Raw genomic sequence first — 13,564 nt, forward strand, 5'->3', positions numbered from 1 at the left:
ACCCAAGGGGTAATTGGCAACAATTACCCTTTTTTATCGCCAATACGGTCCCTTCCAAAGACATCTATTGATGACTTTTTGTAAAACACCCTTGACATAAAAACAATCCAAGCCTAACTTAAATGTAAAGCAAACATGACTTTTAGACAAAGGAGTTAGACTTATGACCTGTGATCAACTCGACTCAAGACCAGCGGTGATCAACACCACCAAGAAACTGGCAATATGGACGGGAGCCTGGGTTGGCTCGGCGGCACTGGCGACCCTGGGTCACCAATTGTTATGGACAGATAACATCACCCTGTCGCTGATTGCCATAGTGATCAACCTGCTCCTTGGGGTGCAGATGATCCGCGCCTATATCAAGCACCTGAAGGCCCTCGACGAGCTGCAGCAAAAGGTACAGATTGAGGCAGCGGCGATCACCGCTGGCACTGGCATAGTGGCGGGCAGCAGTTACAGTTACTTGTCGAGTTTTGGGGTGATCCAGCAGGAGGCGGATATTAGCGTACTCATCGTTATTATGGCCCTGGCCTACATTGCCGCCATTATTATCGGCATGTGGAGATACAGATGAAAAATCGCTTAAAGGTACTGCGTGCCGAGCGCAATTGGACTCAGGCCGACCTAGCGAATGCCCTGGGTGTCTCCCGGCAAACCGTAAACGCCATAGAAAAAGGCAAGTTTGACCCAAGCCTTCCCCTGGCCTTTAAGTGCGCACGGCTGTTTGAGCTGCAAATTGAAGAGATTTTTGAGGATGATTCCGTGTGAGTTGCGCAGCCAAAAAAAGCCGCTCAATTGAGCGGCTTTGGTTCTCTCATCGTTGAGCTGTATAGAGCCTAGAAGCTATAACGCGCACCAATGCTGTAACGTGGGCCATACTGGCGAGCAAATAAGAACTGCTCTTCATAACGACCATAGCCTCGCTCTGTTTCGTTATTGAGGTTAATGCCTTCGAAGAACACGGTGACTTGCTCGTTGATGTCATAATTCACGCTCAAGTCCCACTGGCCGTAGGTATCACCAAACTGAGGAGGTGCATCCGCTGAGCCTTGTGACTGACCCACACCAATCAAGTACGAGTCACGCCATGCGTACGTCACTTTGACCGACAAGCCATTCTTATCATAAAAAGCCTGCAGGTTAGCAGAGTCACTTAAACCATAAAGCGGCGCTTGTTGCGTCAGGCTGTCAACATCAAACTCAACGTCACCATCAACAAAGGTTGCGTTCACACCCAGGCCAAACCCCGTCTCACCAAACACATGCTGTAGGGCAAGCTCAAAACCATCAACTGACTTGCTGTCGCTATTCTGTGGTTGGGTGATATTCCACACCATTAAGGGATCCGAGCTGTTGGGCTCAATGGCACCATCGGCGTTACCGTAACCAAGCGCCAGTAATTCATTGAAAATAGCATCACTCGTTGCTTGCTCACCGCGCGCTTCCAGTGCAGCAACAGCCTCTTGATAGCGCGGGCCATTGAGGATGTCATACAGACCATCAATGGTGGTTTCGGTGATCTGTCTTTGAATAAAGTTATCCACGTCTTTTTTGAAGTAACCAACAGAGGCGTAACTACCTTCGCCGTAGTAATACTCAAGCGACAAATCGAGGTTTGTTGACTCAAATGGCAATAGGTTGGTGTTACCCTGAGCGCCGGTTCGTGAACCTGGTTTAGGACTGCCCGTCAGGCTGCGTCCACCCGCCAAGTCACCCAAGGGCGCACGGGCCATGGTTTTGCCCCAAGACGCACGGGCAACCACCTCATCTGTTAGCTCAACTTTGACATCAATATTGGGCAACCAGATGTCATAATTACCCTCTTCGGTGTAGAAGTTGTCGGTACCACCGGCTTCGTATTGCATGATCCACTCAGACGCACTGACCCAATTAACCTGCTGTTCAACGCGCTGACGAACGATGCTGGTGACATCTGTTTCCTCATAGCGTAAGCCCGCGTTGATTTGCACAAAGTAATCGGCAACATCAAATTCCCACAGGGTATTAACGTAAAAACTTTGGGTTTTCTCTTCCACTTCACTCTCACTGTCGATGCCATCGAAGAAGGGGTCAATGGAGTAGTAGTTATCACCTAAAAGATCTTCGGTTAAAAACGCCAGCTGACGCGCCAGAGCTTCTTCAAAGCTGAAGGTGTAGTAATAGTTTGGCTGTAAGGCACTGCCGCCACCCGCAAATTCATCCAGCAGATCGCCGGTTTCGTTGTAGGTGAACATGCCGTCCGGGAAGATTTCTGTGAAGGACGGGTTAAAGCCAGGGCCGCCACGCAGACCACTCCAGGCGGTGAAACCACCCATGGTTTGTTTCGTGTGGGCGGCACCAAACTTCACTTTCACCAACGGAATTTCAAAGCTGTCGTTTAACCAATCGGCGTGCAGTTGAGCTTGCTCAACCTTGGACTCACCTGGTGAATAGATAAACTGACTGAAGTTTGAGTCTATCTCGCTGGGGTTAAGCACGGTCGTGCCATTGTTCCAATTAACGTAAGCATGCGGAATTTCACCGCTGCGGTAGTCGTACACTTTACTGCGTAGTTGATCAGAGCCCAGAATGATCTGGCCATCAGCTCCTAAACCATCGTCTGCACCATTGTCGGTTTCATTTTTTGAGTCGTGGTAGTCAAATTCAACCTGCCACTGGTCGTTAACTTGCCACTCAAGGTTGAGACCAATTGAGCGCGCTTCCACTTCGGTGGTGTTACGGCTGGCGGTGAATGAACCGTCGTTACCGCTGATATCGGCATACAAGGCGGTACCGTTTTCATCCAGTTCATAACTGTTGATATTGCCACCGAACTCGTTCCAAATACCCCAACCAACCGTGTTAGTTCCAGTGATTGCTCTGCTTGCGGTGTAATCGAGCGTCGCAACCAAGCTGTCAACCGGTGAGTACTGCAGCGTGACCTGGCCGTTAGTTCGTTCACGTTCAACATTGGCAATGCTGTAGTTCATGTCTTTCGGAAAGAAATGATTACCGATGCGGTTGCCTTCGCCGTCTACCGCACGTGGATCGATGAACTCACCTTCTGCGAGTGTTGGTAAATCGACATTCGCTTGCCAGCCCTGGATATTGGCTGCCTGTTGCTGGAAATCACGCTCCTGGTGTGAAAACGACACGGCGAAACCCAGCGAATTATCCGCATAGGTGTTGCTGTACATCGCCGAGAATTCAGGGGTTACATCATCGCCTTCCTCGTTCGAGGTGTCGTGATTGGCCTTAAGGGACGCGCTGAACTGCTCGCCCGGGCGCTGCAATGGGCGCGTTGTTATGATATTAACCGTTGCTCCCAAACCACCACTTGGCACATCGGCCTGCCCAGATTTGGCCACCTCAAGGGCACTAATACCGTCCGCTGCGATATTTTCCAATGCAAATGAACGGGTATAACCCGTGCCCGGCATTTGGCGGCCGTTGAGGGTGATCAGGTTAAACTCGGGACCAAAACCACGTACGGTGATTTCACTGCCTTCACCATTTGAGCGACTTACCGATACCCCGGTGATACGCTGCAAAGACTCGGCTAGGTTGGTGTCCGGGAACTTACCCATTTCTTCCGCAGAGATGGCATCCACCACGCCAGTTGCCTGACGCTTCATATCCATGGCACGTATCATACTGCCAAGAATACCTTTTACTTCGATGACTTCGATTTTATCTTCGGCACTTTGCTGCTCTTCAAATGCCTGTGCATTTGAGATGCTGCCCACTCCCGCAGTCAGGATCATCGCTACCGACGCTGCAAGAGGTGTTTTTATAAATTGTGTGCTTCTCATGATTACCTGCTTTTGCAATTTAATGTCATGTAAAGAGGGTGCCGCTCATCGGCACCCATGGCCTGTTGTCGCACTCGGTTATGGGTTCGCAATCACTGCGTTATCGATGCGGTACACCGCACCTTCACCCATGCCCCATGAAGGGAATACCATAACAACGTCGATTGCACTGATATCAAGACCTGCGCTGAGTAAGTCGGCGAGCGCAAAGGTATAGGTTTGCCACTCACCCGCTACTGGCGCAACACCTTCTTGGCTTGCGCTCAATGGAAGCTCGACCGCTTGACCGGCATCGTTGGATTCAATTTTGAACAACCACTGCGCATCTGGGTTACTTGCGTTTGATACGATCTTCATTTCAAAACGTATCACACCAGCGGACAACAAGTGTGATGCATCAAAAGACACACCATCGGCAGCGAGGAAACCCATGACAGTTGGCGTCGCACCAATTTGGAACTCGGCGACAGCACCATGTGCCTCGTCGTCCGTCTCCACGGTTGGCGTACTGCCGGCACAACAGTCCCAAATACTCCATTGCTCGGCCACATTATCGGCAAATAAGGTCAGGTCAGTTTGCGGCTCTGGCGCAAAGATACGGGCGTTATCCACACGGTAAATGGCTCCCTCACCTTGACCCCAGGCTGGGAAGATCATCACCACATCAATGGCGCTTACATCTAAGCCGGCTTGCAGCAAGGTATTAATCGGGAAGGTGTAGGTTTGCCATTCACCCGCAACTGGGTCTGCACCTTCAACACTGGTATTAAGGTTCATTTCAACCGCTGTTTCACCGTTATTTGATTCCAGTTTAAGCAACCAGGGTGCATCAGGCGTCGTTGACAGCGATGTGACTTTCATTTCGAACTGCAACATGCCGTCGTCCACAAGCGGTGTTGCATCGAATTGTGTTCCGCTGCCGCCAAATTCGGTGCGGTTGATAAAGCCCATAACAGTAGGACTGGCACCAATAGAGAACTCGGCCGTGACCCCATGGGCCTCATCATCGACCACTTCACCCGGCGTTGAACCACCACAGCAGTCCCACAACGGCCAATCGGTGTTGGTTTCATCCGTGAATAAGGTGAGTGAAGGAAGAGTGCCACCGCCATTGGTGATCTCGACATTATCAACACGATAAACCGCACCTTCACCTTGACCCCAGGCTGGGAAGATCATTACCACATCGATAAGCGATACATTCAAACCTGCATCCGATAGCGCTTGCAGTGGGAAGGTGTAGGTTTGCCACTCACCGGCGACTGGATCAAGGCCTTCGGTGCTGGTGTTTAGATTCACTTCAACTGCGGTTGCACCACCATCGCTTTCAATTTTGAACAGCCAAGGCGCATCTGGCGTGCTTGACAACGAAGTGACTTGCATGTCAAAACGCACATAACCGTCTTCTAGCATGCCACTGGCATCAAATGGCGCCGCTTCACCGTTTTCATCTGTGATAAAGGCATCGCGGCTGATAAAACCATTCACCGTCGGGCTTGCACCCACATTAAACTCAACAACGTCACCCCGGTTGGCATCTGCAACAAGACCCGGCGTTGAACCACCGCAGCAATCCCATGCCGGCCAATCTGGGTTGAAGCTACCGTCGAAGATAGTTAAGGGTGTTACTGTGCCATCACTTGGCGGGGTTGGTGCAGGTGCTTTACCTTCAACCAGTGCGTCGTTCAAGTCATCGTAACCTGGACGAACCGTTTCGCAGCCTTTGCCTGTATCCGGGTCTTGCGCACATTCATAGACGCGAACATAGTCGACTTCGAATGTTTGACCATTTTCGAACGCAGTCGCGTCGATACCCGTTTGGTTTACATTCTCCGGCCAATCGCCCCCCACGGCGAAGTTCAAGATCATATAGAAGGTTTGATCGTAAGGACTCGAATCCCAGTGGGTTTGCAACTCACCGGTTGTCTGATCGTAATACTCTGAATACCAACCCCGGTGTTTAAGCGCCAGCGCTTCGCCTTTTGAGTTGTATAGTAATTCAGACTGGCGCTGCGTCGCGTAGAGGTAGTTATCTACATACCAGCGGATTTCACCCTCTTGCCATTCAATTGCATAGGTGTGGAAACCATCCGCTGGATTAGAATCTTGAGGGAAGGTATAGGCCTTACCGCTTTGATCATTGTTTGGCCATTCGCGACCATAATGCAATGTGCCGTAGATATTGGATTCTACACCATCATCGGTAGGTACTTTGAGGTTAACCGACTCGACTACGTCGATTTCGCCTGAACGTGGCCAGCCGCCATATACTTCATCGGTTGGCAGCATCCAAAATGCTGGCCATGAGCCCTGACCGCTTGGCAGTTTCGCGCGCATTTCAAAACGGCCATATTTGAAATCTGCTTTATAGCGCGTGTTAAGACGTGCCGAGGTATAGGGTTTTGCGGCACCTTCATCTGCGGGCAACGCAACGATATTCAGAATGCCATCGGCAACGAAAGCATTTTCGGCACTGTCGGTGTAACACTGTTTCTCGTTGTTACCGCCGCCAGCACAGTCTACTTCGAAGTTCCATTTACCCTCGTCGATCGTATCGCCGTTGAAATCATCTTCCCATACCATGACCCAATCTGAAACGGGTTCACTTGGGTCAATGGTATCAATCTTGGTATCTGTGGCTGAGCCACCGCACCCTGCCAATGCGACTACCGAGAGTGCCATGGCTAGTTGCGTTATGTGTGTTTTTACTTTGTTCATTGCGTTGAACCCTAACATCATGTGTTTGTTAGTATCTAGCTGATATATATTAGTTTTTATTGAAACCAGCTAATTTGTAAGCGCTTACAAAATCAAGCAAATAAAAAGCACTGAGAATGTAAGCGCTTTCATAGAGTATTGTAAGGTTGTTAAAACGTCAACAAAGTAAATGTTTTTTTAACATAGAAAATATCTAAAAGTGATTATAAATAGACCGGAAAGCTAGCTGAACTGCAGTGTGAGTTATGGAACAAATGGCCAATTAATCAAGTGGTTGTTTTTAATTGGCCATTATTGGCAGGGAAATATGTAAGCGCGTGTGAGCGATGCTCCCCTGGCTTTGGGATTGTTCAGTTACCCTGAGCTATCAGCTCGTAGGAGCGCAAACGTGCGTGTTGATCATGAAGAATGGCGTTAATCATGATTTCATCGGCGCCGGTACGTGCCTGTAAGCCACGTAGCCCGGCATGTACCTTGTCCTGATGGCCAACGATGGACTCGCGCAACATATGGGTTACCTGCTGGCGCTCCGCCGCGGTCCAAATCATATCCATATTCTCGGTTGGTGGCGGAATTAGCCCCTCTTGCCCTCGCAGCATGCTGACAAACTTTTGTTGCCCAGTGGTAGCCAGAAACTCGGCTTCCTCATTGCTATCGGCGGCTATCACGTTCACCGCCACCATGACATAAGGCTCGGCCAGTTGTTGACTCGGTTGAAACTGCTGGCGATACAATTCAATGGCACGCATCATAAAATCAGGGGCAAAATGCGAGGCAAATGCAAAGGGCAGCCCCTTTTTAGCTGCCAACAGGGCACTGTAGGTGCTCGAGCCCAATAACCATAAGGGCACCTGGGTACCGACTCCGGGATAGGCGCGTACCCTTTGCCCGGGCTTGGCATTCCCAAGGAAATACGCCAATTCATCGACTTGCGGCTCTAAATCTTCCGCCGCGCTCGGATCGCGACGCAGCGCATGGGTAGTGGCGCCATCGCTACCCGGAGCGCGACCTATACCAAGGTCGACGCGATCCGGAAATAAGGTCGCCAGCGTACCAAACTGCTCCGCCACCACCATGGGCGCATGGTTGGGCAGCATCACGCCGCCGGATCCTATGCGTATCTTGTCGGTATGAGCACCAATATAGGCCAACAAGGTTGAGGTGGCGGCGCTGGCGATATCGGGCATATTATGATGCTCTGCCATCCAAAAACGCTGATAGCCCAGGCGTTCAACATGTTGCGCCAGCTCTTTTGCGCGCATGAACGCATCGCGGGTCGAGCTCCCCTGAACCACGGGAGCCAGGTCAAGCACGCTTAAAGGGGGTAATTTTGCCATCATGTATTCACTGCCGTTGAAAGTTGTCAGAAGGGTAGAGTAACAGCTTTGTTCGCTCACATTTAGACAGCTACAAACACATCTTTGTGGCTAAATCGGCATCAATCTTCAACATCAATGCCACAACGCTCTCCCTAGGCTTAGGCTAAGATAGAAGTGTCATAAAATTAACAAGGTCAGGGGCTATGATCGGGACTATTTACGATGGGAACAAGCTCATGCGCGTCGCATTCATCACTACACTTTTCGCCTTGTTGGCTTTGGCGTACGTTCTCCCAAGCGCTAACGCCTCATCAGCAGTTATCGCAGCAGATACTCACATTCAGCTCGGCCCCCGCCCCTATGCGCTCGTCGATGCCATGGCGCCCAGTGCGCTCAAAGACAAACTACTCGCCTGTGGTGACAAAGAATTTAAGGCCCATGCGTTTTCCATCGGTCATCGCGGGGCGCCGCTGCAATTTCCCGAACATACCCGCGAAAGCTACCTGGCTGCGGCACGCATGGGTGCCGGTACACTCGAATGCGATGTCACCTTCACCGCCGACAAGGAGCTGGTCTGTCGCCACTCTCAATGCGACTTGCATACCACCACCAATATTTTGCAAACGGAGTTGGCGGCCAAATGCTCTGAGCCTTTTACACCAGCTTCCACGCTCAAACCGGCCAGCGCCAGATGCTGTAACAGCGATATCACCCTGGCGGAGTTTAAAACCTTAAAGGGGAAAATGGATGGCGCCAACGAACACGCCACGAACGTCGAGGACTATCTGCGCGGCACCGCCGACTGGCGCACCGACCTCTATGCCATCCAGGGCACACTCATGACTCATAGAGAGAGCATTGCCTTATTTAAAGCGCTGGGCGTGCAAATGACGCCAGAGCTTAAAGCACCCAAGGTCAAGATGCCATTTAAAGGCATGTCGCAAGGGGATTACGCCGCCAAAATGATCGAGGAATATCGCCAGGCTCAGGTACCTCCTAGCCTGGTGTGGCCGCAGTCTTTTAACCGCGATGATGTGATTTATTGGCTCAACCACCACCCGGATTTTGCAAGTCAGGCGGTATACCTGGATGGCCGTGAAAATGGCGTACATTTCGATCATCGCAAGCCGCACAGCTGGTCGCCCAACATGAAAGAGTTGGCTAACCAGAATATAGAAGTGCTCGCGCCGCCAATCTGGATGTTGCTTGATTTAGATAAAGACAACAACATAGTACCCTCGGCCTATGCCAAGGCCGCCAAGAATGCGGGATTAAAGATCATTGCCTGGTCGCTGGAGCGCTCCGGTCCGTTGGAAAACGGCGGCGGATGGTACTATCAGTCAGTCACCGAGGCGGTAAACAATGACGGCGTGCTAATGCAGGTACTGGATGTGCTGGCGCAAGAAGTGGGCGTGAGCGCCGTCTTTAGCGACTGGCCGGCCACCACCACCTATTACGCTAATTGTCTGCTTGCAGCAGATGAGAATTAAAGAATATTAAAAGTAAGTACACACCAACATAAATATCTAAATAGACCGGTTAATGCCATTTCAGCTGACGGCCAAAAAGACTTAAGCCTCTAATTATTAGGGTAAAGTTTATATTTTTATGGCGCTATTTGGGACACAGTGATAGGCTCTAAGCGGCGCTTTATTAATCAACAACTAGCTGGCGCCCTAATTTCGGTCTTTTCTAAGGAGAGTAATATGGACCCCGTTTCGCAGATCCTCAACATGCTATTCACCGTTGAGGCATTTCTACTTATCTTCGTGATTGTGCTACTTAAAAGCAGCGTGAAGTTCGTTCCACAAAACCGCGCCTGGCTTATTGAGCGCTTTGGTAAGTATCAATCCACCAAAGAAGCCGGTCTTAACTTTATCGTTCCTTTTATCGACCGCATCGCCGCCGATCGCAGCCTAAAAGAGCAAGCACAAGACGTTCCGTCGCAGTCTGCAATCACCAAAGACAATATCTCGCTTATCGTAGACGGCGTGTTGTACTTCCGAGTGCTTGATCCGTACAAAGCAACCTATGGGGTTGATGACTATGTATTCGCCGTGACCCAATTGGCGCAAACCACGATGCGTTCCGAGCTGGGTAAAATGGAGCTAGATAAAACCTTTGAAGAACGTGACTTGCTCAATACCAATATCGTCGCGGCAATCAACCAGGCCTCAGAGCCCTGGGGTATTCAGGTTCTGCGTTATGAAATTAAAGACATAGTGCCGCCAAATTCTGTGATGGAAGCGATGGAAGCACAGATGAAGGCCGAGCGTGTAAAACGTGCGCAAATCCTTGAATCCGAGGGTGATCGTCAAGCCGCTATCAATGTGGCCGAAGGTAAAAAACAATCACAGGTACTGGCCGCTGAAGCGGAAAAGGCCGAGCAAATTCTTAGAGCCGAGGGTGAAGCCCAGGCTATTATCGCCGTGGCCGAAGCCCAAGCCGACGCCCTGCTTAAGGTCGGTGCTGCTGCCGATACCGAACAGGGTCAAAAAGCCATCCAGCTTGATCTGGCCACCAAAGCCATCGCCGCCAAAGAAGCCATCGCCCGCGAATCATCAGTGGTGTTACTCCCTGAAAGCGGCACCGATGCAAGCTCTTTGGTAGCCCAGGGATGTCCATCATTAACTCCCTTAATAACAAACAAAAAGTCAGTTAACTTTTAGGAGTAAGCCATGGAGTTCATCACCAACAACCTTGCCGAAGCCTTAATGATTTTGGGCGTGCTTGCTCTTATCGTGGAGGTCGCGGTGCTGGGCATGTCGACCATTATTTTGCTGTTGCTGGGTCTGTCGTTGTTGGCCACCGGGCTCATGATGAACTTTTCATTACTGGATAGCTCGTTAACCACGGCACTGTGGAGTAACACCCTGGTCACTGCTGCCTTAGCCCTCTTGCTCTGGAAACCACTTCAGCGCATGCAGGAGCAACGCGACAGCACCGAAGTGCACTCTGACTTTGCCGAGTTAACCTTTACGCTAACGGAAGATGTAAACGATGAGGGCTTAGCCCATTACGTCTACTCTGGTATCACCTGGAAACTTAAAAGTAGGCAGCCTCTTAGTGCTGGCACCTTGGTCAAGGTGGTGAAAAAAGAAGTGGGTGTGATGTGGGTGGAAGCGTCTGAATAACTCCCCCGCTGCACACCTGACCTGCGCGAAGAAGCGCACGCAATAAAGATAAGTACGAACACATCGCGGTGAGTTCGTACTTTTTTTATGGCGATGCTAACTAATACCACACTCTAGCAAGGCCGATGTGGACGCTGAAATACTGGTTTGTTCAACGCACACTTGTGTTTCACACAAGATGTTTAACTCGTCGCTAATATGCGATACATAAACCAGTGATACCCCACTCTGTTGCAACCTGCGTAAATAATCCAATATCTTTTTCTTCAAACGCATGTCGATACCCGTCAGCGGCTCATCAAACAATAAAAAATCGGGCTCACTATAGATAGCCCGCGCGATGGCAACACGCCGTTGTTCACCGCCAGAAAGAAGGTGCGGCTTACGTGTTAATAAATTTTCCAACTCCAACACCGATATTAGCTCTGACAACAAAGCCGGGTTTGCCTGCTTATTGCCAAAAGATATGTTCTTCAGCACATTAAGATGAGGGAATAAACATGAATCCTGACAGACCACCCCAGCCCGGCGGTCCTCAGGCGGCACAAAGACACCCTGTTGTGAGTCCTGTAAACACCGTCCTGCCACTTCCACACGTCCAACCGCGCGGGGCTCAAAACCCGCCAGGATTCGTATCAATGACGTTTTTCCGCAACCTGACGCGCCGGTGATCCCCACACTGTGCACCTTCCCCGTATTGATCTCATAGCGTTGGCGTTGCTCCCCCCGAGCGAGCATACAGTTAATGACCAGCATGTTTTTGCCCGCCTCCTTTTAAGATATTAATAAAGGTGAGGGTAATAATGGCAAATACAAAGAGACCCAATGACATACGGTGAGCCGCGTCATAATCCATGGCTTCTACAGCATCAAAAATCGCGATTGAGAGCACTTGCGTTTCCCCTGGGATGTTACCACCTATCATCAAAATCACACCGAATTCACCCACGGTGTGAGCAAAGCACAATAGCGTCGCGCTCATAATGCCGTGTTTACATACGGGTAAGGTAACCCTGATAAAGGTTTGCAAGCGACCATAACCCAGAGAGCGGCCCATTTCGCTTAAGCGATGATCATACTGGGCAAAAGCACTTTGCAGTGGGCCGATAACAAAAGGCAGCGAATACAACAACGAGCCCAATAAGATCCCAGTAAAAGAAAAGGCTAAAGGTCGCGACGTAAGTGCACTAAATTGTGAGCCGATAAAGGAGTCAGGAGAAAAGGCCACCAACAGATAAAAGCCCAACACGGTGGGAGGTAAAATAAGAGGAAGAGTGATCACAGACTCGACAACCCTGGCCATTATGCTGCGACTGGCATTGAGCCACCAAGCAAGAGGCAAGCCGACTAACATTAGAATCAAGGTCGTCAAAGTCGCCAACTTTACGGTCACCCAGAGCGCGTCATAGACGAGGTTACTGAGCATAATCATCCACCTGTTCATAACCTGTTTGGCGCAGAATCTGCTTGGCAATGGGGGTCGTTAAGAACTCGATAAACTGCTCTGCGGCTGGATTCGGCTGCTCTCCCAATAACGCTAGAGACTGCACCAGGGCTTGCTGACGAGGCAGCAATTGATACGCTGTTTTTGGTATTTTCTGGGCAAGCACCAAACTGTAGGCAACCAAGCCTACATCGGTGTTTTTCAAAGCGGTAAACTGAAAAGCCTGGCTGACATTAGCGGCTATAATGGCCTTACACGCTTGGAGACGCGGCATGTCAGCGAGTATGTTCTGCGCGGCGATGCCATAGGGCGCAAATTTTGGGTTCGCATAAGCCAGACGACAGTCACCAGGTAAGACATTCAGCACCTCTGCAATAGGCCTTTGTGCACTATAAAGTGCCAATTGCCCCTGGGCATAGTGGCGGGTATCACGCGCATACCCCTGTTGCAATAATAGCGCAGGTCGCTGAGTGTCCGCAGCGAAGAAGATATCGAAAGGGGCGCCGCGTCTTATTTGCTGGTACAGAACCCCCGTTGACGCGCTCGAAATACTAAACTGACCGCCATGCTCAGCTTGGTATGCGGCAACAAGTTGCTGTAGCGGTAACTTAAAGTTACTGGCTACGGCCAAACGTACGGGGTCCGCTTCAGCCTTTACCATCAGCGGCATCATGACTAACAGAGACAATGCCCAGAGTCTCATTCGGACTCACCCCAACGCGCTAATGCCAAAGTATCTTTGTCATTTTGCGCCAACCAAAGCTCTCCCTCTTGGCGCTGCTCCTTTTTCCAAAAAGGCGCTTCACTTTTCAAATGATCCATCACATATTCACACGCCAAAAAAGCTTTTTCCCGGTGTCTTGCAGCAACACCAACAAAAACAATTTGTTCATTGAGAGCTAAACTCCCCACTCGATGCACAACATCAATGTGCGGCACTTCAAAGCGCGCTTTAGCACGAGTGCAAATCGCTTCAAGGCTTTTTTGCGTCATTCCCGGATAGTGCTCCAAGGTGAGGCCGCTAACGGCCTCACCCTGATTGATATCACGCACTAATCCGACAAAACTGACGACGGCACCACAACTGCTGTCACGGCTTTGCAACTCCGTTATCAATGCCCCAACGTCAAAGTCCTCTTGGCAAACTCGGATCAT

At 50.4% G+C, this 13,564-nt stretch carries 11 protein-coding genes and 1 pseudogene; 5 read left to right on the plus strand and 7 right to left on the minus strand.

Annotation, left to right across the window (positions count from 1 at the left end):
* Nucleotides 1–163 precede the first annotated feature (163 nt).
* Nucleotides 164–577: a hypothetical protein gene (locus C2M29_RS05510; RefSeq protein ID WP_105188805.1), complete on the plus strand. Its 414-nt coding sequence runs from the start codon at nt 164–166 to the stop codon at nt 575–577.
* Entirely contained in the window at nt 574–771 is a 198-nt protein-coding gene (locus C2M29_RS05515) for a helix-turn-helix transcriptional regulator (protein WP_105188806.1), read from the plus strand. Before C2M29_RS05510 ends, C2M29_RS05515 begins: the two co-directional genes overlap by 4 nt.
* 68 nt (nt 772–839) lie before the next feature.
* On the opposite strand, the gene C2M29_RS05520 is transcribed toward C2M29_RS05515, so the two are convergent.
* The 3 genes from C2M29_RS05520 to C2M29_RS05530 all read right to left on the minus strand — a co-directional run bounded on the left by C2M29_RS05520 (nt 840) and on the right by C2M29_RS05530 (nt 7,852).
* A complete protein-coding gene (locus tag C2M29_RS05520) occupies nt 840–3,794 on the minus strand; it encodes a TonB-dependent receptor (RefSeq protein WP_105188807.1) in 2,955 nt (984 codons plus the stop codon).
* A 78-nt stretch (nt 3,795–3,872) separates the two neighbouring features.
* On the minus strand, nt 3,873–6,512 hold the full coding sequence (locus tag C2M29_RS05525; protein ID WP_105188808.1) for a glycoside hydrolase family 16 protein: 2,640 nt from the start codon (nt 6,510–6,512) through the stop codon (nt 3,873–3,875).
* A 350-nt stretch (nt 6,513–6,862) separates the two neighbouring features.
* Nucleotides 6,863–7,852, minus strand: coding sequence for an LLM class flavin-dependent oxidoreductase (locus tag C2M29_RS05530; protein WP_233998363.1), 990 nt, complete (start codon nt 7,850–7,852; stop codon nt 6,863–6,865).
* Nucleotides 7,853–8,067: 215 nt separating this feature from the next.
* On the opposite strand from C2M29_RS05530, the gene C2M29_RS05535 reads away from it, so the two are divergent.
* From C2M29_RS05535 to C2M29_RS05545, 3 genes and pseudogenes are all read left to right on the plus strand, one after another.
* Nucleotides 8,068–9,321: a glycerophosphodiester phosphodiesterase family protein gene (locus C2M29_RS05535; protein WP_105188809.1), complete on the plus strand. Its 1,254-nt coding sequence runs from the start codon at nt 8,068–8,070 to the stop codon at nt 9,319–9,321.
* Between the two features lie 216 nt (nt 9,322–9,537).
* Nucleotides 9,538–10,493: pseudogene (locus C2M29_RS05540) on the plus strand (SPFH domain-containing protein).
* Nucleotides 10,494–10,509: 16 nt separating this feature from the next.
* Complete coding sequence (locus C2M29_RS05545; protein WP_105188811.1) at nt 10,510–10,965, plus strand: NfeD family protein; 456 nt, start codon at nt 10,510–10,512, stop codon at nt 10,963–10,965.
* A gap of 96 nt (nt 10,966–11,061) precedes the next feature.
* On the opposite strand, the gene C2M29_RS05550 is transcribed toward C2M29_RS05545, so the two are convergent.
* The 4 genes from C2M29_RS05550 to C2M29_RS05565 are packed head-to-tail and all read right to left on the minus strand — an operon-like array spanning nt 11,062 to nt 13,564.
* Entirely contained in the window at nt 11,062–11,721 is a 660-nt protein-coding gene (locus C2M29_RS05550) for an ATP-binding cassette domain-containing protein (RefSeq protein ID WP_105188812.1), read from the minus strand.
* Nucleotides 11,708–12,391 carry a molybdate ABC transporter permease subunit gene (gene modB, locus C2M29_RS05555; protein ID WP_199774861.1) on the minus strand — a complete coding sequence of 228 codons (684 nt, stop codon included), beginning with the start codon at nt 12,389–12,391 and terminating at the stop codon, nt 11,708–11,710. Before modB ends, C2M29_RS05550 begins: the two co-directional genes overlap by 14 nt.
* Nucleotides 12,381–13,112: a molybdate ABC transporter substrate-binding protein gene (modA, locus tag C2M29_RS05560; RefSeq protein ID WP_105188813.1), complete on the minus strand. Its 732-nt coding sequence runs from the start codon at nt 13,110–13,112 to the stop codon at nt 12,381–12,383. Before modA ends, modB begins: the two co-directional genes overlap by 11 nt.
* Nucleotides 13,109–13,564, minus strand: a complete 456-nt coding sequence (locus C2M29_RS05565; protein WP_105188814.1) for a molybdenum cofactor biosynthesis protein MoaE — start codon at nt 13,562–13,564, stop codon at nt 13,109–13,111. Before C2M29_RS05565 ends, modA begins: the two co-directional genes overlap by 4 nt.

Source organism: Pseudoalteromonas sp. T1lg48 (genome assembly GCF_002964785.1).
In the GTDB taxonomy this organism is placed as follows: Bacteria; Pseudomonadota; Gammaproteobacteria; order Enterobacterales; family Alteromonadaceae; genus Pseudoalteromonas.

Excerpts from the sequence above, each read along its gene's own strand:
- C2M29_RS05510 (WP_105188805.1), top strand. The coding sequence starts at position 164 with ATGACCTGTGATCAACTCGACTCAAGACCAGCGGTGATCAACACCACC.
- C2M29_RS05515 (WP_105188806.1), top strand. The coding sequence starts at position 574 with ATGAAAAATCGCTTAAAGGTACTGCGTGCCGAGCGCAATTGGACTCAG.
- C2M29_RS05520 (WP_105188807.1), bottom strand. The coding sequence starts at position 3,794 with ATGAGAAGCACACAATTTATAAAAACACCTCTTGCAGCGTCGGTAGCG.
- C2M29_RS05525 (WP_105188808.1), bottom strand. The coding sequence starts at position 6,512 with ATGAACAAAGTAAAAACACACATAACGCAACTAGCCATGGCACTCTCG.
- C2M29_RS05530 (WP_233998363.1), bottom strand. The coding sequence starts at position 7,852 with ATGATGGCAAAATTACCCCCTTTAAGCGTGCTTGACCTGGCTCCCGTG.
- C2M29_RS05535 (WP_105188809.1), top strand. The coding sequence starts at position 8,068 with ATGCGCGTCGCATTCATCACTACACTTTTCGCCTTGTTGGCTTTGGCG.
- C2M29_RS05545 (WP_105188811.1), top strand. The coding sequence starts at position 10,510 with ATGGAGTTCATCACCAACAACCTTGCCGAAGCCTTAATGATTTTGGGC.
- C2M29_RS05550 (WP_105188812.1), bottom strand. The coding sequence starts at position 11,721 with ATGCTGGTCATTAACTGTATGCTCGCTCGGGGGGAGCAACGCCAACGC.
- modB (WP_199774861.1), bottom strand. The coding sequence starts at position 12,391 with ATGCTCAGTAACCTCGTCTATGACGCGCTCTGGGTGACCGTAAAGTTG.
- modA (WP_105188813.1), bottom strand. The coding sequence starts at position 13,112 with ATGAGACTCTGGGCATTGTCTCTGTTAGTCATGATGCCGCTGATGGTA.
- C2M29_RS05565 (WP_105188814.1), bottom strand. The coding sequence starts at position 13,564 with ATGATCCGAGTTTGCCAAGAGGACTTTGACGTTGGGGCATTGATAACG.